General features: G+C 43.1%; 23 protein-coding genes. 13 read left to right on the top strand and 10 right to left on the bottom strand.

Annotation, left to right across the window (positions count from 1 at the left end):
- Positions 1-8: 8 nt before the first annotated feature.
- The 3 genes from COR50_RS12230 to COR50_RS12240 all read right to left on the bottom strand — a co-directional run bounded on the left by COR50_RS12230 (position 9) and on the right by COR50_RS12240 (position 4,860).
- Positions 9-470: a hypothetical protein gene (locus COR50_RS12230; RefSeq protein WP_098194245.1), complete on the bottom strand. Its 462-nt coding sequence runs from the start codon at positions 468-470 to the stop codon at positions 9-11.
- A 637-nt stretch (positions 471-1,107) separates the two neighbouring features.
- Entirely contained in the window at positions 1,108-3,726 is a 2,619-nt protein-coding gene (locus COR50_RS12235) for a valine--tRNA ligase (protein ID WP_098194246.1), read from the bottom strand.
- Positions 3,727-3,834: 108 nt separating this feature from the next.
- The gene (locus COR50_RS12240; RefSeq protein ID WP_098194247.1) at positions 3,835-4,860 is read right to left on the bottom strand and encodes a threonine aldolase family protein; all 1,026 of its coding nucleotides are present in this window, start codon (positions 4,858-4,860) and stop codon (positions 3,835-3,837) included.
- 327 nt (positions 4,861-5,187) lie between these two features.
- Between COR50_RS12240 and COR50_RS12245 the strand changes: the two genes are divergently transcribed.
- The 4 genes from COR50_RS12245 to COR50_RS12260 all read left to right on the top strand — a co-directional run bounded on the left by COR50_RS12245 (position 5,188) and on the right by COR50_RS12260 (position 8,600).
- Positions 5,188-6,045: a sigma-70 family RNA polymerase sigma factor gene (locus tag COR50_RS12245; RefSeq protein WP_098194248.1), complete on the top strand. Its 858-nt coding sequence runs from the start codon at positions 5,188-5,190 to the stop codon at positions 6,043-6,045.
- 335 nt (positions 6,046-6,380) lie between these two features.
- Positions 6,381-7,331: a thioredoxin-disulfide reductase gene (trxB, locus tag COR50_RS12250; protein ID WP_098194249.1), complete on the top strand. Its 951-nt coding sequence runs from the start codon at positions 6,381-6,383 to the stop codon at positions 7,329-7,331.
- 77 nt (positions 7,332-7,408) lie between these two features.
- Entirely contained in the window at positions 7,409-7,768 is a 360-nt protein-coding gene (locus COR50_RS12255) for a dihydroneopterin aldolase (protein ID WP_098194250.1), read from the top strand.
- Positions 7,769-7,844: 76 nt separating this feature from the next.
- Positions 7,845-8,600 carry a hypothetical protein gene (locus COR50_RS12260; RefSeq protein ID WP_098194251.1) on the top strand — a complete coding sequence of 252 codons (756 nt, stop codon included), beginning with the start codon at positions 7,845-7,847 and terminating at the stop codon, positions 8,598-8,600.
- Here the strand turns inward: COR50_RS12260 and COR50_RS12265 are convergent, their stop codons facing one another.
- Positions 8,601-9,932 carry an MATE family efflux transporter gene (locus tag COR50_RS12265; RefSeq protein WP_157760795.1) on the bottom strand — a complete coding sequence of 444 codons (1,332 nt, stop codon included), beginning with the start codon at positions 9,930-9,932 and terminating at the stop codon, positions 8,601-8,603.
- A gap of 146 nt (positions 9,933-10,078) precedes the next feature.
- On the opposite strand from COR50_RS12265, the gene COR50_RS12270 reads away from it, so the two are divergent.
- From COR50_RS12270 to COR50_RS12285, 4 genes are read left to right on the top strand one after another with little or no spacing between them, the layout of a single operon-like run.
- Positions 10,079-10,948 (top strand): DUF3822 family protein, encoded by an 870-nt coding sequence (locus tag COR50_RS12270; RefSeq protein WP_098194253.1) that lies wholly within the window; start codon positions 10,079-10,081, stop codon positions 10,946-10,948.
- On the top strand, positions 10,939-11,493 hold the full coding sequence (locus COR50_RS12275) for an RsmD family RNA methyltransferase (protein ID WP_098194254.1): 555 nt from the start codon (positions 10,939-10,941) through the stop codon (positions 11,491-11,493). Before COR50_RS12270 ends, COR50_RS12275 begins: the two co-directional genes overlap by 10 nt.
- Before the next feature lie 18 nt (positions 11,494-11,511).
- Positions 11,512-11,994 (top strand): pantetheine-phosphate adenylyltransferase, encoded by a 483-nt coding sequence (gene coaD / locus COR50_RS12280; protein ID WP_098194255.1) that lies wholly within the window; start codon positions 11,512-11,514, stop codon positions 11,992-11,994.
- Positions 11,995-12,046: 52 nt separating this feature from the next.
- The gene (locus tag COR50_RS12285; protein WP_098194256.1) at positions 12,047-12,478 is read left to right on the top strand and encodes a hotdog fold thioesterase; all 432 of its coding nucleotides are present in this window, start codon (positions 12,047-12,049) and stop codon (positions 12,476-12,478) included.
- 58 nt (positions 12,479-12,536) lie between these two features.
- Here COR50_RS12285 and COR50_RS12290 read toward each other — a convergent pair whose 3' ends face one another.
- Entirely contained in the window at positions 12,537-13,163 is a 627-nt protein-coding gene (locus COR50_RS12290; RefSeq protein ID WP_098194257.1) for an NUDIX hydrolase, read from the bottom strand.
- Between the two features lie 91 nt (positions 13,164-13,254).
- On the opposite strand from COR50_RS12290, the gene pyrE reads away from it, so the two are divergent.
- The gene (gene pyrE / locus COR50_RS12295) at positions 13,255-13,893 is read left to right on the top strand and encodes an orotate phosphoribosyltransferase (protein WP_098194258.1); all 639 of its coding nucleotides are present in this window, start codon (positions 13,255-13,257) and stop codon (positions 13,891-13,893) included.
- Positions 13,894-13,943: 50 nt separating this feature from the next.
- Entirely contained in the window at positions 13,944-14,321 is a 378-nt protein-coding gene (locus tag COR50_RS12300) for a heavy-metal-associated domain-containing protein (protein ID WP_098194259.1), read from the top strand.
- A gap of 79 nt (positions 14,322-14,400) precedes the next feature.
- Here COR50_RS12300 and COR50_RS12305 read toward each other — a convergent pair whose 3' ends face one another.
- Both COR50_RS12305 and COR50_RS12310 read right to left on the bottom strand, forming a co-directional pair.
- The gene (locus COR50_RS12305) at positions 14,401-14,856 is read right to left on the bottom strand and encodes an LEA type 2 family protein (protein ID WP_157760797.1); all 456 of its coding nucleotides are present in this window, start codon (positions 14,854-14,856) and stop codon (positions 14,401-14,403) included.
- A gap of 123 nt (positions 14,857-14,979) precedes the next feature.
- Complete coding sequence (locus tag COR50_RS12310; protein ID WP_098194261.1) at positions 14,980-15,912, bottom strand: TolB family protein; 933 nt, start codon at positions 15,910-15,912, stop codon at positions 14,980-14,982.
- A 689-nt stretch (positions 15,913-16,601) separates the two neighbouring features.
- Here COR50_RS12310 and COR50_RS12320 point away from each other — a divergent pair.
- On the top strand, positions 16,602-17,240 hold the full coding sequence (locus COR50_RS12320) for a WbqC family protein (protein WP_098194263.1): 639 nt from the start codon (positions 16,602-16,604) through the stop codon (positions 17,238-17,240).
- Between the two features lie 316 nt (positions 17,241-17,556).
- Positions 17,557-18,951, top strand: a complete 1,395-nt coding sequence (locus COR50_RS12325; RefSeq protein ID WP_098194264.1) for a type III PLP-dependent enzyme domain-containing protein — start codon at positions 17,557-17,559, stop codon at positions 18,949-18,951.
- 800 nt (positions 18,952-19,751) lie between these two features.
- On the opposite strand, the gene COR50_RS22315 is transcribed toward COR50_RS12325, so the two are convergent.
- Positions 19,752-19,922: a hypothetical protein gene (locus tag COR50_RS22315; protein WP_157760799.1), complete on the bottom strand. Its 171-nt coding sequence runs from the start codon at positions 19,920-19,922 to the stop codon at positions 19,752-19,754.
- Positions 19,923-20,195: 273 nt separating this feature from the next.
- Here COR50_RS22315 and COR50_RS12330 point away from each other — a divergent pair, with 273 nt between their 5' ends.
- On the top strand, positions 20,196-20,660 hold the full coding sequence (locus COR50_RS12330) for a nuclear transport factor 2 family protein (protein ID WP_098194265.1): 465 nt from the start codon (positions 20,196-20,198) through the stop codon (positions 20,658-20,660).
- 18 nt (positions 20,661-20,678) lie between these two features.
- Here the strand turns inward: COR50_RS12330 and COR50_RS12335 are convergent, their stop codons facing one another.
- The gene (locus COR50_RS12335) at positions 20,679-21,536 is read right to left on the bottom strand and encodes a hypothetical protein (RefSeq protein ID WP_098194266.1); all 858 of its coding nucleotides are present in this window, start codon (positions 21,534-21,536) and stop codon (positions 20,679-20,681) included.
- Positions 21,537-21,725: 189 nt separating this feature from the next.
- The gene (locus tag COR50_RS12340; RefSeq protein ID WP_098194267.1) at positions 21,726-22,172 is read right to left on the bottom strand and encodes an Hsp20/alpha crystallin family protein; all 447 of its coding nucleotides are present in this window, start codon (positions 22,170-22,172) and stop codon (positions 21,726-21,728) included.
- Positions 22,173-22,254: the final 82 nt, after the last annotated feature.

The raw sequence follows: 22,254 nt of genomic DNA on the forward strand, positions 1-22,254 counted from the left end.
CAATAAGTTTATTTTATAATAAACTTTAAAGGTGGCGCGCGGTAGTACATCGTATCTTTATACTGCACGGTGATGTTGTTAAACATCAGGATATCACCTCTTTCTATGCTTTCTTCCAGGTGATTTCTCCAAAGTGTGTCAAGGCTGTTTCTCTTGAAAAAGTCACCGGTAGTTTCCGTATAAAAGGAAATTTGGTTGGTCGTATCGTTGATATACGGTTCATGTTTTACGTACATCAGTTCAAAGGAAACAACCGGGTATAATACATTTTTATTATCTCTCACAAGGATAGCGGAATCTAATAAATTCAGTACGGCAGGCCGGGGAACGGTATCTCCCAACAGTAGGCCCCACGAGCTTTTGAAGCTGAGTTTATTCTTTTTTGCAGCTGTCGCTTTCTTCTGCTGGGCAGATATGTTTAATGAAAAGATGACCAGGCTGCAACACAATAAATAGGAGCGAAATTTCATAGTTTTTTATTATTGCTGTACGACTAAATTTTAACCGGGGAGGACTTTTGATCCCTCAATAGTTCGATTCAATGTTCATCTGCCCGTTTCTTGTACTTTTTTGCTTGCCCAAAAAAGGTACCAAAAAAGGGCACAAATTGGCCATTACGGCCACCAATTTGATCGCTCGATCCGGCCTTTCTACTACTGTATGGCCAAGCTACCCTTCGCTATCAACGGTGCGAAGTTCCACGGTTCTCTTGGCGGGGGGGGCGGATTTTGAATGTATCATCCTTCGCTTATATCCTTGACCAGGTAAGGAATTCAAGTACCTTTAGAGCATTTTTAGTCGGACAACAATAGTTTTTTTATTATTGCTGTCCGTTAGAATTGGAAAATATTCCTTTGAACCTATCTTAAAGAATCTTGAATTCTGTATAGCTTGAAACCCTATCTGGTTCGAGCTTCCAAGCTCTGGCTCCCGTGTTAAATAACGTTCAACTGGTGGAACATCGTGTTCGGCAGTATTAGCAATCCAACAAATGGCCGTTTATGGTGCCAGGAGTACATCCCTTTTCGTTTTCAATATCATTGCATTGCCCTTTTTAATAATGCCCGGACATAAAACGCCCGGGCATTAAAAAAATTATGGAATACTTTACAATAGTTTTAAACTTTCCTCGATAGCCTTAATTTTCACTTCGGCATCTTCTTTTTTCTTCCTTTCTATTTCCACAACTTCCGGTTTCGCATTTTGAACGAAACGTTCATTGCTCAGCTTCTTCTCTACTGAAACCAGGAAACCTTGCAAATACTTCAAATCTTTTAACAATGATTCCTTCTGTGCTGCCGGATCGAGTGTCACTTCTGTTTTCAGGTAGAATTTATCTTTTTGAATCACGCAGGCAATTGCGCCGCTCACCGCTTCCTTGGTATAGGAAATAGATGTGGCATTCAATTGTTTTGCGAGGATATCTTCTATTTTCTTAAAGGCATTTTCATGATGTGTTTCGATGAACAGCTCGATTTCATCTTTCGGCTTAACTTGGTTCTTATTCCTTACGTCGCGGATACCGGTAATCACTTCTTTTGCCAACGCGCCTTCAACTAATGCTGCCTGATGTGCTGCACCCGGGGCAGATAACTGTCTTACGATAATATCATCACCCTCGGCACGATCTTGCAATAGATGGTAGATTTCTTCGGTAGCGAAAGGCATGAATGGATGCAATAATTGCAACAATTCCTCGAAGAAGTAGATCGTTTTATTATATGTTACAGCATCGATCGGTTGTTCGAACCCGGGTTTGATCCACTCTAGGTACCAGCTACAGAAATCATCCCAAATAAGGCTGTATAAGGTTTTTAATGCTTCGCTTAAACGGAAATCCTTGAACAAGTCCGCCAGTTCGAGTTTTACCTGGTTTAGCCTGTTTTCAAACCAGTTTACCGCGAATGGTATCTCGTTTTCTACTCCGGCTTCTGCTACTTTCCACATTTTCACCAACTTGAGCGCGTTCCACATTTTATTGGTAAAGAATTTACCTTGCTCTACGCTGCTGTCATCATACAACAAATCATTTCCAGCCGGGGAGGAGATCATGATACCGAAACGAACGGCATCAGCACCAAATTTATCGATTAGCTCCAGGAGGTCGGGCGAATTACCGAGTTGTTTACTCATTTTACGGCCTTGCTTATCGCGCACCATACCCGTGAAATAAACGTCCTGGAACGGTTTCTCCTGCTTATATTCCAAACCTGCCATGATCATACGGGCCACCCAGAAAAAGATGATATCTTGCCCGGTAACCAGCACGCTGGTGGGATAATAATAGTTGATATCAGGATTTCCCGGGTTAGAAATACCGTTAAATACTTCCATCGGCCAGAGCCAGGAAGAGAACCAGGTATCCAGGCAATCAGGATCTTGCACCAGGTCGCCGGAGATATTACCATGAGTAGATTCAAACAGCGAGCGGGCCTCCTCCAAGCTTGCCGCTACGACAAATTTGCCGCTTTCATCGTACCAAGCAGGGATTCTTTGTCCCCACCATAGCTGGCGGGATATGCACCAATCTTTCACGTTTTCCATCCAATAGCGGTAAGTTGCCATGAAGCGGTCGCCGGGATGAATTTTAACATCGCCGTTAACAACGGCATCCAGGGCGGGTTTGGCTAGATCGGCCATTTTGAGGAACCATTGTGTTGAAATACGTGGTTCCACAACGGCATGGGTACGTTGGGAAATAGCGCTTTTTGTTGCGTATTCCTCTTCTTTAATAAGGATGCCTTTTTCTTTTAATTCGGCTACGATCTTTTTACGGGCTGCAAATCGATCTTCACCAACATATATTTGAGCGGCTTCATTTAGTGTACCGTCTTCATTCAAAGTATCGATTACTTCGAGGTTATGCCTTAGGCCGAGGTTATAGTCGTTCAAGTCGTGGGCAGGCGTTACTTTCAACGCGCCGGTACCGAAATCTTTCTCCACGTATTCGTCGAAAATGATCGGGATGCGGCGGTTCACCAGTGGTACGAACGCGAATTTCCCTTTCAAATGCTGGTATCTTTCGTCCGTTGGGTTTACGCAAATGGCAGTATCCCCCATGATTGTTTCAGGGCGTCCCGTGGCGATGGTGATTAATTCATCGCTGCCTTCCACTTTATATTGCAGGTAAAACAGTTTACCGGTAATTTCTTTGTATTCAACCTCTTCATCGCTAAGGGCAGTTTTAGCGGCAGGGTCCCAGTTTATCATCCTCGCACCCCTGTAGATCAAGCCTTTTTGGTGCAGATCCACGAAAACCTTGATAACTGCATTATAATAATGGTCATCCATCGTGAAGGTTACGCGATCCCAGTCGCAAGAGCAACCCAATTTCTTAATTTGGGAATAAATGATGCCCCCGTATTTCTCTTTCCATTCGAAGGCATATTTCAAGAATTCTTCTCTTGTCAACTGGTTTTTATCGATTCCCTTCTCTTTCTTCAACATGTCTACCACCTTGGCCTCGGTCGCAATGGAAGCATGGTCGCTACCCGGTACCCAGCAAGCGTTAAATCCACTCATTCGTGCACGGCGGACCAGTATATCCTGGACCGTTTCATTCAGGGTATGCCCCATATGCAACACGCCTGTTACATTTGGCGGGGGAATTACAATCGTGTACGGTTTGCGCTTATCCGGCACGGAGCGGAAGTATTGTTTGTCCATCCAGTGCTGGTACCATTTCCCTTCGCTATCGGCGGGTGTATAGTTCTTCGATAATTCCATAAAAGTTTAAAAACAGTTGAGGAGCAAAAATAAATTAGATTATACAGAAAACCCAATCCCGGTTGTAAACAACCGGGGCGGGTCAAAAAATTATGAAAAAATGGGATTTTAAAGTTGATTCTGCATCTGCACGATGGCATCGCAGGCTTGTTGTACCATTTCCCGGTTTACATCCAGGTGGGTCACGATGCGGACTTGATTGGCCGCAACCGGCATTACTAATATGTCATCTTTACGGAGGATGTCAGAAAAGCGTTGGGCTGTCATGCCATTTTGTACATCGAAGATAATGATATTAGTATCTACCGGGAACATATGTCCCACGTACTGGTTTTCAATCAAGGCAGTAGCCAGCATCTTGGCATGATCGTGATCTTCCTGTAACCGGCCGATATGATGGTCGAGCGCGTATAAGCAAGTTGCAGCCATGTAACCGGCCTGCCTTAATCCGCCCCCTAATTTCTTACGGACACGTCGGGCTTCGCGGATAAAATCCCGGGAGCCCATAAGCACGGAACCCATCGGGCAGCCCATCCCTTTATTAAAACAAACGGAAATGCTGTCAAATACACCGCCGTAATCCTTGGCTTCTTGTTTGGTGGCCACCAGGGCATTAAATAGCCTGGCGCCATCGAGATGAAGCTGTAGGTTGGATTGTTCGCATACCTCGCTGATTTGGACGATATCATTCCAGTCATAGCAGCATCCGCCGCCGCGGTTGGAAGTGTTTTCAAGGCAAACTAGGGAAGTTCGGGCTTTATGAACATCATCCGGGTTGATGGCAGCTTCCACTTGGGCAGCTTTGATCATGCCCCTGTTACTGTTGATTGGGCGAGTTTGTGCGCCCGCATTGAAGGCGATGCCGCCGCCCTCGTAAATGTAAACATGTGCCAAATGGCTGCAAATAACCTCGTCGCCGGGCAAGGTATGCACCTTGATGGCGACCTGGTTGCTCATGGTTCCCGAAGGGCAGTAAAGCGCCGCTTCCATACCGAAAAGATCAGCCATTTTGGCTTCCAATAAGTTGACACTGGGGTCTTCACCAAAAACATCGTCACCTACTTGTGCCTTCATCATGGCATCCATCATGCCGGGCGTGGGTTTGGTAAAGGTGTCACTGCGAAAGTCTATCATGACGTTAAAGAAAATAAAAATATTGAACTATTAGATTAGAGAAGTCGCTAATTTAAATATGATTTATTATCAATTGTTAAAATTTAACTAAAGCGTACAAAAATAAGAACTAAAACACTATAAAATATCGTTTATAATGAGTACATTGTATAAAGAGGGTTTGCTATATGTCAGGCTAAAATCATTATTTGGAAGAGTGGGGGATTAGCACGATCTTTGCAGACTAATTTATATAAAAAATATAATCTTGTAAGGTAAGATAAAAATTCAAGCTGAACAAAATTATTTTCTAAGCGTTAATATTTCGTAAACTAATATTTAATAATTATGAGGCAACTTAAAATTGCCACCCAGATCACCAATCGTGATTCGCAGGCGGTAGAAAAGTACCTGCAGGAGATCTCGAAGATACCTTTGTTGACCCCAGAAGAAGAGACGACTTTAGCCCAACGTATTAAGATGGGCGATCAAAGGGCGTTGGAAAGATTAACTACGGGAAACTTACGTTTCGTGGTTTCCGTTGCCAAGCAATATCAGCACCAGGGCCTTAGCCTAAGTGACCTCATCAATGAAGGTAATCTCGGCTTGATCAAAGCTGCGCAACGTTTCGACGAAACGAAAGGTTTTAAATTCATCTCGTACGCCGTATGGTGGATTCGCCAGTCCATCTTGCAGGCTTTGGCAGAACAGGGCCGTTTGGTTCGTTTGCCACAAAACAAAATTGGCACTTATAACAAGGCTAATAAGGCTTATATGGCTTTTGAGCAGGAAAACGAGCGTGAACCTTCTACCGAGGAGCTCGCGGAAATCCTGGAAATGTCTGAGTCGGAAATCAACAATATCTTCCAAAGCAATACCCGCCACATGAGTTTGGATGCTCCGGTACACGAAGCCGAAGACGTAGCAATGGGTGATTTGCTGGAAGGAGGCGATATTACTGATGATGATGTTATGCGCGATTCATTGCGCGAAGAAATTCGCCGCGTGCTTAAATCTTTAAGCCCACGCGAAGCGGAGATCGTAAACGCGTATTTTGGTCTGGATGGAGAAAACGGCGCTACTATTGAACAAATAGGGCAAAAATATGACTTAACGAAGGAAAGGATTCGTCAAATTAAAGAAAGGGCTATCAAGCGCTTGCAAAAAGCACGCTATAGCGGCGCATTGAAATCCTACCTGGGTTAATATCATCAAAAAATACTTAATATTCTTAATTGCTACCGGCCGTTTTTTACACGGCCGGTTTTTTTTGATATAAGAACTTTGCTCGTTTTACCTGGATACCCTGTATTTTTGCATTCCTTTTTCTAGGCTACGCCAATGCATAATCTATTCGCCTATCAATATTGTCGATAGCCTATGCCTGCCGTTTTGGCTTATTTTTGAATTTGCACGGCCTTTGAAGGTAAACGCATACCGCGGTTGTTTCAACCGGGAGTATGGGGGAACGGTTGCTCACGCCACATGCCGGCGAGGGGAACCCAATCGGTAAAAACCATTATAATCAATAAACCAACAGCATGGAAACGAACAATCAAATTGAACATGTTCACGTATTAATCATAGGATCCGGCCCTGCCGGGTATACCGCGGCTATCTACGCGGCCCGCGCCAACCTGAAACCTGTGCTTTACCAGGGGATTCAACCCGGTGGACAATTAACCATCACCACGGAAGTGGAAAACTATCCAGGCTACCCGGAAGGGATTCAAGGCCCGGAGATGATGGTCGATTTCGAAAAGCAAGCTACCCGGATGGGTGCTGATATTCGCTATGGTATGGCGACTTCCGTTGATTTTTCAAAACAACCTTATACTGTCACCATCGACGAGGAAAAAGTACTGACTGCCGATGCGATCATTATCGCTACGGGTGCCTCGGCCAAATGGTTGAACTTGCCTTCCGAACAGCGTCTCAATGGTAGCGGGGTTTCCGCTTGCGCCGTTTGCGACGGATTTTTCTTCCGCGGGAAGGAAGTAGCTATCGTCGGCGCCGGTGATACCGCCGCTGAAGAAGCTTTGTACCTGTCTAAATTGACATCGAATGTGCACATGTTGGTTCGCCGCCACGAGATGCGTGCTTCCAAGATCATGCAAGACCGTGTCTTGAAAACATCTAACATCATCGTGTACTGGAACAGCGAAACCGACGAGATATTAGGTGAAAACAAGGTAGAAGCGGTTCGTATCAAGAATAATCAAACCGGGGAAAAACAAGAAATCCCTGTAAGTGCCTTCTTCGTAGCCATCGGTCACCAACCGAATTCCGGTATTTTCTCCGGCCAATTGGAAATGGACGATCAAGGATACATTAAAACGGAACCGGGTTCTTCCCGCACCAGCATTGAAGGTGTGTTCGCATGTGGTGATGTGCAGGATAAGATCTACCGTCAAGCGGTTACGGCTGCGGGTAGCGGTTGTATGGCTGCATTGGATGCGGAAAGATATTTATCTGCCAAAGGTCACCATTAATTAAGAAAATTATTCCAACTTTATAGCCGGGAACTTCGTCAAAGCGAGCTTCCCGGTTTTTTATTAAACTTTTTATCATGTTAACAATCGCCCTGGAATCCATAGAATTTTTTGCTTACCATGGTTATTATGAAGAGGAAAGAATCTTGGGGAACAATTTTATCCTGGATATTGCCGTGAAGATTAACCCCGCAGGTGCCGTTGAGCATCTTTCGGAAACGGTGAACTATATGCACCTTTATAATATTGCCAAGCAGGTAATGGAAATCCCGCAGCCGCTATTGGAAGAAGTAGTTGCGGATATCAGTAACCGGATCAAGGAGCGGCACCCCGAAGTTTTATATAGCAGTGTTTCGCTTAGAAAGTTAGCGCCGCCTATGGGTGCAGCCATTAAAAATTCCTTGGTTCGCCTCGAAAAGGACTATTTGCCTAAATAATTTCCCCCATATTTTTCATTTCGTAACAGGCTTCGTAAATTTATGCTATCCCTTAAATATTAAAATACATCATCCTATGGTTAAGAAAATCTTGTTATTGATAGTTCTTTGTGGATATGGAATCAACTTAATGGCGCAATCAGTAGAAGATTTGGAAAAAAAGGCCCAACAACTACTAAAAGTTAGAAAAGAAGCGGAAGCGCTGAATCAATATAAAGAAATCTTGAAACTGAAACCTACTTACCAGTCAGCCTTGGTGGCAGCAAGTATGTTGAGCGCCAGGGATGGAGATAGGAAGAGTGAAAAGGATGATAGGATCCAGTATTATACGGCCGCCAGGGATTATGCGCAAACCGCGCTACAACAAAATTCCAGCGATGCGCAAGCCAACTTCGCATTGGCATTCGCCCTTTCAAAATTAAGCGCCGAGCTGGGTACGAAGGAAAAAGTAGCCGCGTACCGGGATATGAAAAAATATGTAGACCTGGCGTTAAAATTCGATACTGCATATGCCGAGGCTTACCACTTGCTCGGGAAATGGAATTATATGTTAGTGAACATGAACCGGGTTGAAAAGGCAGCCGCGAAAGTGCTCTTCGGGGGCGTCCCTAACGCGGGCGTGGAAGCCGCCATCGTTAATTACCGAAAATGTTTGCAGTTAAAACCTTCTTATATCATCAATTATTATGACCTGGGAATTGCCTTGAGAAGCATCGGGCAGGAAACTGAAGCGATGGAAATACTCGGGAAAGCAACAGGTCTGCGCCCTATTTACCAGGAAGATGTTCAAATCCGCGTCAATTGTCGCAAGGTGTTGGACGAGATGCAGTAATTAAATCTGTTTATTTTTCCATCTTCCGGATCTCAAGTAAAGGAGGCAGAGGCTAATGACCACAAGCCAATAAAGAAATTCACTGCCCCAGGCCCAATGCAAGGGTTTGCGCCATTGTTCTATCACTATTTCACAATAAATAAGGTAACAAATAACCGCGCTGAATTCGATGACGAGGTTTACCTTCGTATTGCCCGTGCCGGTAACCCCGTTAAATACGATCGCGGCAATGGCAGTAAGGACAGTGCTCAGGCTCACGACCCTTATCGTGGGAATGGCTTCCGTGATCAGTGAATTATCAGGGGTATAGATATGTAATAGTGTGTAAGGAAAAATATTCAGCAAAGTACATACGAATACTGCGCAGCCTAAGCTAAGTGCGCCGATCATCCTGATAGCCTTGAATACATCGTCTTGCCTGCCTTGACCTATCAGGTTACTAACCATCGTATTACAAGTAGCGCCCAAAGCCCAGGTGAAGATCCCGAAAAAACCGAAGATGCTGCGCATCATGTTGGAAATCGCTAAGGGTCGCTGCCCCAGGTGCTCGATAAATATGAAAAATACCATCCAGCTACCGATGCTAAATAAATATTGTACGATTAAGGGAGCAGAAACGATCAGGGTGTGCTTGGCAATATTCCAACGGAAGCGCAAGGATTTAAATAAGTAATAACGCTTGTAAAACTTCAGGATGAAGAGCATGCCGAAAGCCACCGCGCAACCGATCCCTTCCGCGATAATAGAAGCAACGGCAGCCCCGTTTAAGCCTAGGGGTGAGAAACCCAGTTTGCCGAAGATCAACGTATAATCGAAGAATATATTAAACAGCTCCTGGAAAAGGGATGTTACGATCAAAATTTTAGTATGGCTGCTGCCGATATAAAAGGCATTGGCTAAACCGAGTAACATTAAGAACGGCAAACCCCATATGCGGATCTTGATAAACGATACCGCCGCATCGAAAATATGGGCATCATGTAAGCTGGCTTTAAAAATTGCCGGTGCAAAGATGTAAGTTGTCGCGATTGCCAACATGGAAAAAGCAACACATAAAAATATCCCGTTCGAAAATACCTTGCCGATTCCCTCGTAATTATTTTCACCGGCACGGCGGGCGATCATGATTTGAATACCGTTATTCAACCCGTATGCGACCATATACATGACAAGGTAATAAATGCCCGCGATGGCATTGGCTGCCAGTTCAAAATCACCCAAGCGGCCCAGGAAGGCCGTGTTCGTCATATGGTTTACCTGGGGTACAACCAATGCTAAACTGATAGGTGCCGCGATCTTGACGATTTGGCGGTAACTGAGCGAAACTTGCATAAACCGTTCTAAAGCAATAAGTATTGATCGAATATTGCGGGATAAAGATACAGGAATGTCGGGAATGGCAAAACGCTTGTCATAAAGCCCGCACATTTTTATGAAAAATGGTTATTATTGTGATTCATCTAACATAAGAACACCACATGGTTCATACAATACAACCTGCCTTTGCCATCGATGATTCGAGCTTACTGGAAACAGATTTAACAACCTGTCATTTGCTGGTATTGGTGGGAAATGGCAGCTTCACGTATGCCGTATTTAACCCTTTACAACGGAAGTTCTTAGCTATTAAATCCTATCATTTTGCGCCGAAAACCTTGGCAATAGAGGACCTGGAAATGATCGAACATATCTTCGATGCCGATAAGATCTTGTTAACAGCATTCAAACAAGTATTATTAGCATTTGATACCACGGTAACTTCCATGGTACCGGAATCACTGTTCACTCCTTCACTCCGCAAGGAATACCTGCATCTCGTGCAACCGGAAACGATCCATGAGGCTATTATGTACGATCATGTTGATGCACTGGGCTTGGTACAGGTGTACGCGATCGATAAAGATGTATTGGGGTTCTTGAGAAAGGAGTTTTCTACAGATAAAATTGTGCATGTCAATACCGCCTTGTTAAATTCTTATATTAAAAGCGTAGATATTCACCGCTATGATGGCGCCGCTTTTATTGATATACAGGCTAACCAGTTCGTAATAACCGTATTTAAATCAGGTAAGCTGTTATTACAACAATCTTTTTCGTACCAGTCGGGGCTCGATGTGGTATATTACATTATCAACAGCCTGAGGCAGTTGAAGTTGAACGAAAAATTGGTGAAAATTAAATTGGGAGGATCGCTATCCGGCGATTCTTTGATCTATGCAGAACTGAATAAATTTGTTCCGGATATAGATTGGTTAGATAGACCTTCCGGGATTTTATATCTTTCCAACATGCTGGAATTACCTTCACATCATTTTCAAAATTTATTTTCACTCGCCTTATGCGTATAATTGGAGGAGAAATGGGGGGAAGGCGGATTCAACCGCCATCACATATGCCGCATACGCGACCCACGACAGATATTGCCAAAACGGGGTTATTTAATATCATCGAGAATAATTTGGAGATCGGCAGCCTGAAAACACTGGATATTTTCGGTGGTACCGGCGCGATCAGTTACGAATTGGCGTCCCGTGGTGCAACGGATCAAACCATCGTGGAAAGGGATAGCAAGATGGCTGATTTCATCCAGAATACGGCGAAAACATTACATATCGATCATCTCAAATTAGTGCGGATGGATGTTTTCAAGTACTTGGAACAATGTAATGAAACCTACGATTTCATTTTCGCTGGCCCACCTTATGCACTGGAAGAAATAGATGAGCTGCCGAAGATTATATTCGGCAAGGGTTTATTGAAGCCGGAAGGGTGGTTTGTCCTGGAGCATACACCCAGGAATAATTATAAGGAATTTAGCTACTACCGCACGGAAAGAAATTACGGCACAACGATCTTTACCATTTTTATTAACCGTGAATCCTTGAAAAAATAATTAATCATAACCGTTATTATGGCACGACGTATTTGTCTTTTTCCCGGCACATTTGACCCTGTAACTTTAGGGCATACCGATGTGATCAACCGGGCCAAGGATTTATTTGATGAATTGATTATTGGCATCGGCATAAATTCCGGTAAGGTTCCCATGTTCTCCGTTGAACAACGGGTTGCCTGGTTCCAGGAGATATACAAGGACGATCCTAAAATTAAAGCTGCTGCTTACGAAGGTTTGACGGTGAATTTCTGCAAGGAAGTAGGCGCTAGATACATCTTGAGGGGAATCCGGTACGTGAGTGACTTTGAATATGAAAAGGCGATTGCCGATATGAACCGCATGCTCGATCATGATGTTGAAACCTTTTTCTTAACTGCATCGGCAGAGCACGCCACGATGGCTTCTACCTTGGTGCGCGATGTATTGAAAAACGGTGGAGATGTGTCCCGTTTCGTTCCGGGAGCTGTTGCCGCTACTTTTAAGAAACACTTTGGTTGATAAATTGAACAAGCTGCGAACAAGAATGTTTTAATGCATATAATCTGATTTTATGAAACCTATATGGCATTCGTTGGATATATCCTTGGATCAAATTAACGAATATAATACCGGTACGATGGGGGAGCATATCGGGATCGAGTTTACAGAGATCGGCCCCGATTACCTGCGGGCAATTATGCCGGTAGATAAAAGAACGACACAGCCTTACGGCCTCCTGCATGGCGGCGCTTCCGCTGCATTGGCAGAGACGCTGGGAAGCGTAGCTTCGGCTTTAATAATTGATCCGGCCAAACAAATTTGCGTAGGCTTGGAGATTAATGCCAACCATATCAGGGGTGTTAAAGTAGGTTACGTACACGGCATTGCCAAGCCATTACACCTTGGAAGCTCGACCCATGTTTGGGATATCAGGATCTTAGATGATGATCATAAGTTGGTCTGTGCAAGCAGGCTCACCGTGGCCATATTATTAAAGAAATAATAAAAGGGATCCCGGGATCCCTTTTGTTGCTAGTATGTCATAATAATTTTTACTTCCGTTATAATCCCAATCCCTGTTCCAATACCGCGGCAATATTCAAGTAAGTATAAGGGATATACTTGGTGATATTTTCCGGCTTAACCCATTGGATATCGAGGATATCTTCTTCGATTTGGGGGATGGTCAACTCGTTCCCGGTAAACTTCATCTTGTACCAATAGGTATGTTTTAATATTTTTTTTCCTTCCAACGGGTAATAATGGTAGGTTTCCATCAACGGGGAATCAATCCTTACATTTTGTAACCCTGTTTCTTCCTGTACTTCCCTTAATGCGCAGGTGGGTAAATCCTCGCCATCGTCCAATTTTCCCTTGGGTAGGTCCCATTTGCCCCGGCGGAACATTAACAGGATTTCTCCCCCCGGCTCTTTAAGAACGAGGCCGCCGGCAGCTAAAAATTCGGTATAAAGTTTTTTGACTTGGTCCAAAAGCGATTGCGGGTTTGGGCTTGTTAAGACGGCTCCGGGCAGGTCCCCTTTTTCCAACCGGGCTATTACAGCTTCAATGTCTTGCTGCGATGGAACATCGAAAACATTGCCTTGATGGTAATTGGCAAGGGCTTCCATGGCGCTTCGTGCAATGTACAGGGGCCTTTCATTTATATAAATTGTAAAAACTGTATTCATAACACAAAATAAATGATACTATTTCATACAACCCTGTACATTTTTAGAAATTTTGATTTTCCTCGGCTGAAATGAATAATTTTGCCGCGTTATGAACACAAATATTCGAGAAAAGCAAGTTGCTGAGAAATTGCTGCAAATTCAAGCGGTTAAGTTAAGCCCCAACGCTCCTTTTACCTGGGCTTCGGGTTGGAAATCACCTATCTATTGCGACAACCGCAAGATCCTGTCATACCCGTACGTACGGGATTTTATGAAGTCGGAGATGTGCAACCTGGTATTTGAAACTTACCCGGATGCCGCCGTGATTGCAGGAGTAGCCACGGGAGGTATTCCCTTGGGCGCCTTGGTGGCAGATCAATTGAAGCTGCCGTTCATTTATGTTCGCTCCAAGCCGAAGGAACACGGGATGGGCAACCAAATTGAAGGTGTATTACAGGAAGGGCAAGAAGTAGTCGTGATCGAGGATTTGATTTCAACCGGTAAGAGTAGTCTCGAAGCTGTACAGGCGATCAGGGCCGCGGGTGGCAATGTAATTGGCATGGTTTCCGTATTTAACTACGGATTTGATGCAGCTTTGCAAGCATTTGCAACAGCGGATGTGGGCTTCAAGTCTATGAGTAACTATAACGCGATGATCGAATTAGCAGTGGAAAAGGGGATCGTGAGCGAAGCTGATATGAATATCCTGGAATCTTGGAGAGATAACCCGGGTCAATGGGGTAGATAGTCATATATTCAAAAAATCTTTTGTATATTCGATCTCTAAACTCATAAGTAATGCGTATTTTGAAACTGATCGTGCTGTTGTTACTTGTAGGCACGGGTGTAACCATGGCACAAGCCAAGAAAGGTATCGTTACCGCGAAAATTAAAACACCAACCGTTCAATGCGAGATGTGTAAAAACACGATCGAGCGTTACCTGAAAAGGGAAGAAGGAGTTATCTCTTCAAAAGTTGACTATAAAAAGAAGATTACCACGGTGAAGTTTTACGCGGATCGTACCAATATTGAATATGTCAAAACAGCTATTGCCAATGCAGGCTATGACGCTGATAACGTAACTGCTAACCCCGATTCTTACAACGCTTTACCGAAATGCTGTAAGAAACCGGAAGACGGTGGCGGTGGCGGAGAGACCAAAAAGAAACATTAATGGTTAGTAAGTAACTCCAAAATACAAATCCCCGCAAAATACTTGCGGGGATTTTTTTATTGATAACCAATGTTTTAAATTAAAATAAATCGAACTTCTGCTTAGATTCTACCTTGATCGGGAATGGAACGAAGACCCCGCTTTTTCCCACCTTGCAATTGCCCATGGCCTTTAAAGTAACTTCCTTGTTGGCCAGGATATTCGCAGCATTTTTCATCAGGTTTGCCATGTTGAGATCAATTTTTACAGGGAAATAAAAAGTATCTCTCGCGGGGATGTAAAGCAAAGTATCCTGCATCGAATGACCAACCTTGGCATCATCAATGAAAATATCGAATGCCGCATCCTTCATTTTCAGGGCAAAACCGTTGGGATTGTAATAGGCGATGTTCATCTTAACGGTGGATTTCGTAAAACCCATTTGCCCTAGGGTAACATCCGCTATCCGGACAAATTCCAGGTCTTTTATCCCTCCGCAAGCGGTCGCTCCCGCCCAGATGAGCACAATTAATAAGCTGGTCTTAACTAGTTTCATGGAAATCATACTGCATTTAAAGAACATCAAACCTACAAGTTCCAGCCCAATTGTCAAACAGGCAACGCGCTAATTGGGAAAAAATTAACGTGCTAATTATGATTTATAGACAAGTACATATATTTATTTAATGACTTCGTATCTGACGAAAGCTACATATCTGCTATCTGGAGACCAGGACGGCACGTTAATACTGCCCTGTCCACCGAAGAAAATGCCGGTCAGGTTCCTGGTTTCACCCGTCTCAAGATCGATGATCCTTAACCGTACATCTTTCCCGAAAGGGTGATCTTGCCCCTGGTCCTCCATGAAACTGAGGAAAACGAGTTGTTTCCCATCCGGCGACGGATGTGGGAACCAGTTGGCGTAGCCGTCATCCGTTAGCTGCTCTGCATTGCTGCCATCGGCTTCCATGCGCCAGATTTCCATTTTGCCGGACCGGTAGGAATTGTAATAGATGTATTTACCATCGGGAGAATAATCGGGACCATCATCTAAGCCGGGAGTGTTGGTTAAGCGCTTTTCTGTCCCCCCGGAGGCAGGAATTGAGTAAATATCGAACTCCCCGTTCCGCTGGCCGACGAAAGCCAAGGTTTTCCCATCCGGGCTCCAGCCATGCCAGTAAGAGGGTGATAATGACGTGATACGCCGTAAATTGCCCCCTTGGGCATCCGCAATATAAATCACGGAGCCTTTTCCAAAAGCGGGGTCATCTTTTTCAACGATCCCGGAGCTGATGGCTAATAGTTCGCCGTTAGGCGAAAATCCATGATCGTTATTCGCTTTCAAGCCGGCCCCGAAAGGTAGGGTATTCCATTGTTTAGAATCGATCTGAAATTGATACAATTTCCCCGCTTTATTCAGCAATAAGTACTTGCCGTCCCTGGACCAATTAGGTGCTTCGAAATGTGACGTATCCCTGCATAAAACTGTCCTCTGGCCACTGCTAACTTCCACGGTCTCCAGGATGCTGATAATTTTTTGTTGGGCCATTAAAAATTGTAGGGGCAGGGAGCAGGACATTATGCAGGCAACTGAAAATAAAAGATGTTTCATAAACGCGGAATTTTGAGGTACAATAAAAATAATTATTATGCGAGCTACTCCCAAAATTGCTTGATGAATGGAAATGCGCCGAAGGGAAATAGGGGGGATTACCCGAAAATATATAACGATAAAATATCATATATTTTTGGCTTTTGCCCTCCAAATGCATTTACAGGTTGGCGGCTTGAAATTTTAAATTCATCATTTTTACAAGTATCAAATGAATCTGGATTTCATCATTCCGCCCCAGCATTAAAATTTATATTTAATAAAAATAAATACATAAAAATTTAAATATTTTGATTAATATTTATAAATTGCGCCCGCTTTCGAAAGCATCTTTTAGGCGGAAGGGATCTTTACACGGTTTGAAGCAACCCATTTCACAGGAGTAAAACAACCCCGGATTAAGGATAGGAGCAACCATTGTAACTGTAGTTTTGTCAGTCTTTTCCCTACTTGGAAAATGGGCAAAAAACGGTCTAAAATTCTTGTCTTTTCTTACTAATATCTTTAGTATTTTTGCATTTTCCAGTTTTGAAATTAGAATTTTTAAATGCTAAAATTAATAGCATATTTATAATTGTTCTATGATCTGTATTACAATAAAATAGCACTTAGATATTGTTATTTAATATTTAATTTCAACTGGTTGGTTTTTATACTATTACTCATATTAAGAACTCAATGCAGACTATATGGCAGGTCATCAGTTTGAAAATGCAATATTGATTGAAAGTCAATACTTTCCGAATATTTTTTACTATAAAACTTTAATTAACAGCGATATATTGTTAATTGAGAGATATGAACACTACCAAAAAATGAGTTTTAGGAACCGCTGCTATGTTGCCGGACCAAATGGCAGGATATTGCTGAGCGTTCCGCTGACCCACGGGAAGAACCAGCGAACCGTTGTGAAGGATGTAAAGATTAGTTATGATGAGAAATGGCAGGATTTACATTTCAAGACGTTATTATCGGCATATAGACGTTCCCCTTGGTTTGAATATTTCGAAGACCAGTTGGCAGCATTGTTTTCCCAAAAGTTTACATACCTCTTGGATTGGAACATGGCCTGCTTCGAATGGGTCAATAAAAGAATAAATGTTACAACCCCGGTTTCATTAACCGAATCATACCGCGGAGCCTCCGAGCTAGAAGCAGGTATCACTGATATGCGGGGTACATTGCTACCGGCCAACATGGAAAGCTACGGGGAACAGCTGCCCGGATATACGCAGGTATTCGGGGAAAGAACCGGTTTTTTACCGAACCTATCCATCCTTGATTTGCTATTTAACGAAGGGAAAAACTGCCTGGCACATTTAAAATAATATTATATGTATGGGCAGGGAACCGGGCCTTTACAGCCTTACAATTCATTAGCCGGGATATATAACTATTATTTGCAAATTAAGCTGCGTAACCGATTGATTTACAGATTGTGATTGCATTTGCATTGAATTTGTAAAAAAGTTTAAAAAAATTGGCAAAGGGCCAAAACAAATGCTTAGATTTGCAGCCTGTTTTGCTGGAGAAATTAACTTACGTAGGTGTGTAAACCAGGAGTTTTCCAGCCAGGAAAATCAAGGACATTAATCCTGAAGTTTAAATTTTATTTCTAACTCTAAAATTCATTCTCAGTATTAAATGAACAACACCTACACGGATCTCGTCAATCAAACGTTCGAGTTTCCCCAGGATGGCTTCGAGGTAAAAGACAATTACCTCCAGTACAATGGGTTGGACATTAAGGCGCTCATCGATAAGTATGGCACCCCCTTCAAGTTAACCTACTTACCTAAAATTGGTATGCAGATTAACCGGGCTAAAGAGATGTTTAAGGAAGCGATCAAGAAAAATCGATACGATGGCAAATATTATTATTGCTATTGTACGAAAAGCTCCCACTTCTCTTTTATCATGGAGGAGGTCCTGAAGCATGATGTGCATATTGAAACTTCTTCTGCTTACGATGTGGATATTATTAATAAGCTCCATGAGAAGAAGAAGCTCAGCAAAAGCACTTATATAATTTGTAACGGGTATAAAACAAAACCTTACACCCGCGCTATCGGCAAATTGATCAATTCCGGCTTCGAAAATGTTATCCCGGTTTTGGATAATAAGGAAGAGCTGGACCATTATACCAGGGTGAGATCAGGTAACCCGGTAAAGATCGGGATCAGGATCGCCGCGGAAGAAGAGCCTACATTTGATTTCTATACTTCCCGGCTCGGTATCCGCTCCCGCGATGTACTGGAGTTTTATATCGATAAGCTGAAAGATAATCCGAAGTTCGAGCTGAAAATGCTCCACTTCTTTATGAATAAAGGTATTAAGGATGATATTTACTATTGGAGCCAATTCAATAAAGTATTGAGCCTTTACTGCCAACTGAAAAAGATCAGTCCCGAGTTGACCAGCATCAACATCGGTGGAGGATTCCCGATCAAGCACTCGCTAGGTTTCGATTATGATTATAAGTACATCATTAACGAGCTCGTAGCAAATATTAAGAGTGTTTGTAAAAAGAACAAGGTGCCTGTGCCGGATATTTATACCGAGTTCGGCTCCTTCACAGTGGGAGAAAGCGGTTCCGTTATATACAGCGTTGTTGGTGAAAAGATGCAGAACGACCGCGAGATTTGGTATATGATCGATAGTTCTTTCATTACCACCTTGCCCGACACATGGGGGATCGGGGAGAAATTCCTGATGCTGCCCATCAATAAATGGGATAATGAATACCAGGAAGTGCATTTAGGAGGGTTGACCTGTGACGGTTACGATTTTTATACTTCCGAGGAACATATCAACGCGGTGTTTTTACCCAAGCAAGGTAAAGGGGAACCATTATATATCGGTTTCTTCCATACCGGGGCCTATCAAGATCAGCTTAGCGGATACGGTGGTATTAAACATTGCCTGATCCCATCGCCTAAGCACGTGATCGTTGGTTATGATAAGAACGGACAACTAAAAGATTGGTTATACGCTAAAGAGCAGAGCGCTCAAAGCATGTTAAAGATTTTGGGTTATTAAAAAAATGGGTTAGTAATCCACTCCGAGCCTCCCAGTTTTGGGAGGCTTTTTATTTGCGCCCATATCGCTAGAACCTAAGTTTCGTTGGGGGGTAAAATTCAATGAAAATATTTTTGGTACTTCCAGCTACCCGTACAGGAAACCAGTTTTCCCTGTTGGGGCCTGCGAGTTTTATTTTGAAATTACTTGAAACCGCGGCTAGTTCGAGCTTCCAGCTACCCGTACTGGAAACCAGTTTTCCCTGTTTTGACCTGCAAGTTTTATTTTGAAATTACTTGAAACCGCGGCTAGTTCGAGCTTCCAAGCTCGGACTCCCGCAAGGAAAACGTTCAACTGTAAGGGTATCTAGTTCTACAGCATTAGGAATCCAGCAATTTGCAATTCTTGGTGCAACGAGTAATTACCTTTTCGATTCCGTTACAATTGTAAATGGCCTCAATAGTGCGTGGGTCCGAGCTTGGAAGCTCGAACCAGCAATCCGAATCCAGGTTTCCCCCCGCAGGTTGGATCTTCCAGCAACCCTTACTGGAAACCAGTATTCCTTGTTTTGACCTGCAAGTTTTATTTTGAAATTACTTGCCCCCCCCCGCTAGTTCGAGCTTCCAAGCTCGGACTCCCGCAAGGAAAACGTTCAACTGTAAGGGTATCTAGTTCTACAGCATTAGGAATCCAACAATTTGCAATTCTTGGCTCATTGAGTAATTACCCTTTCGATTCCGTTTCGAACGGCAAGCTTTAGTACCCGCAACTTCTTTTCCATCGCTTCCATGGGCAGACTTGAACCGTCCTGGGTCTAATAACTAGCGTGGTGAAACCCGATCCGTATGGACAGAATCTGGAACAGGGAAGGGGTAAACGCTACCTGCCGGGTAAGGCTTCGTATATTCCTTGGAGGTAGTGCAAGAGGAGGCTATCAAGATCACGGCGACAGTAAGCGAGAATGCCAGTGCCTTACAATTTCTCTGCAACATTATTTATACTTTTAAGTCGGCAAAAGTACAAAAATCGGGCTAGCCTGTAAATATAAAAGGCCCCCGTTTCGAGAGCCCAATTTCATAGGTTAAGCGTATGTGCGAGAAATCATAGATTAGGGATAAATAATTTTCTAGGCATAGAGGCAATAGGTTATGAATTTCTGCTCAGTGTCAAAAGTAATAGGACTTATTGAATTGAAATACCCCCAATAGTTGTAATTTTTGTCCTTATTAACGACTTTTTAACGAATCGGACACAATAAAATTCATATGATTAAATATTTTCTCCCCGCAATAATTACCCTGCTCCTGACGTTTTCGCCTTCCTTGAAAGCGCAACAAACTACTGCTGATAGTATTAAAGCGGTTATTAATCAACTGTTTAAAGGGATGAAGGAGAAAGATAGCACGTTAGTATCAGCTTGTTTCTCCAGTGGGGCAATCATGCAAACGGTTGCTTCAAGAAAAGATGGTATGAACGTTGTACGCTCCGGCTCTGTCCGGGAATTTTTGATAGCAGTCGCGGCTGATCATCCCGAAGTGTACGATGAAAGGATCCGTTTTGACGGAATTCATATTGACGGTGATCTGGCCAGTGTTTGGACGCCGTATGAATTTTACATAGGGGAGCGGTTTTGGCATTGCGGGGCTAACTCATTCCAATTAGCCCGGTTAAACGGCCTGTGGAAAATCATTTACCTGGTAGATTCGAGGCACCCTGGGCCATGCCGCTAAATCTATTAGGACGGACTTTTACGAAGTATGTTGATTATGCCCGGGATCATCGTAGCCTTGATGGTCTAGGTATTGGATCGCGGAATCGCATTGTCTTTCAATCTCGGTGAAACATTCATCCAGCTCCATGGTACCATCCAGGTATTTAGATTTTCCCGAGCGGGACAATCCCTTTACGATGATAAATTGCTTGATGAGATTTTGGTTAACCAATGCTGAAAATTGTTTCTGGTGTTCGGTTGATTCTTGCTGGGACAGTATTATCACATCCCTGTAATGAAGGCCGAAAACCCGCAGAAGTAATAATATATATACGGCGCTGAAAAACGGTCGCGCGTTATTGATTACCTGGGAATCCTCCAAGCGGGTTAAGTTCAGTGATATCCCTTTAAATTCTGCATACGAAACGGCCGATAAGTAGAGAAAAACAATTCCTACCAATATGAACGTATGCTTTCCGGGATTCGTGATATGCGCTAATAATATACCGAGTAACATCGGCACGGTAAACATCGGCCCTATATCCAGGTTGTTGATAATGGAAGCGGCAACGGTGTAGAGTACCGTATTGTATGCTGTTAGCATACCAATGTGAACCAGTTTTTTACCTATATGTAAGGATATGAAGCAACCGAAGAAGATAGCCGTGAAAAATGAGCAATTAATTAAGTTATAATAATCTTGCCTCGCAATTACGAGAATGAATATAGTTATCGATGTTAAGAGTACGAAGAAGATGTAATCGAACAGCAGCTTTGCTTTTGCTAATTCGTAAGCATTGGCCCCTAAAAACATATAACTCTTCAAGGCGCGCTGTTCAGCCGTCGTGTAAGAGTTGTAGGCAAATGATCTCAAGCGTTTCAATAGGGCAAGCATAAATTTGCTGGTTCTAAAGGAAAGGTATATTAATTTGAAAGGACTGTTACACAACTTTTGTGTGAATTATACAATTATACAGCCGGGGCAGATAAATGGTATGGCTTGGGAAATGATTAACAAAAAGACCCCCCGGAAACGGGGGGCCGCTGTTACCCTATTTACTATATTCCCACTATATGCTTTTGCTTACGCAATTGTAATTTCTTTGTTAGCGACTTGTTTTTCCTCTTTTTTAGGTAAAACCAAGGCTAAAACGCCATTTTCATATTTCGCGTTGATCTTTTCAATGTCAACGGATTCATCAAGGCTAAAACTACGTTTAAAGCTCTTGAAAGAGAACTCGCGGCGCACTTGTTTGTCACCTTCCTGGATGGCATTTTCTTTCTTTTCAACGCTGATAGTCAACTGATCACCTTCGAGGTTGATCTTGAAATCTGACTTTTCAAATCCGGGAGCCACTACATCCAATTTATAAGCATCCTTGCTTTCCACGATATTTACAGGGGGCAAAGCGCTGAAGAATTGGTTGGCGTCTTCATTCCAAAACCTGTTCAGCGGGTGATTGCCGAATAAATCATTAAATAAGCCGTTAAATGATTTTGCAGGATGTTGATTAAATTTTACCAGTGTCATATCTCTTAAGTTTTTTGTTTTTTAAAATTTGCTTTTGTAACCGGTATAAATCAAACTAGATACCAAGCCTCAAAAACTGCAA

Origin of the sequence: Chitinophaga caeni (genome assembly GCF_002557795.1) — a bacterium.
GTDB classification, from domain to species: Bacteria; Bacteroidota; Bacteroidia; order Chitinophagales; family Chitinophagaceae; genus Chitinophaga; species Chitinophaga caeni.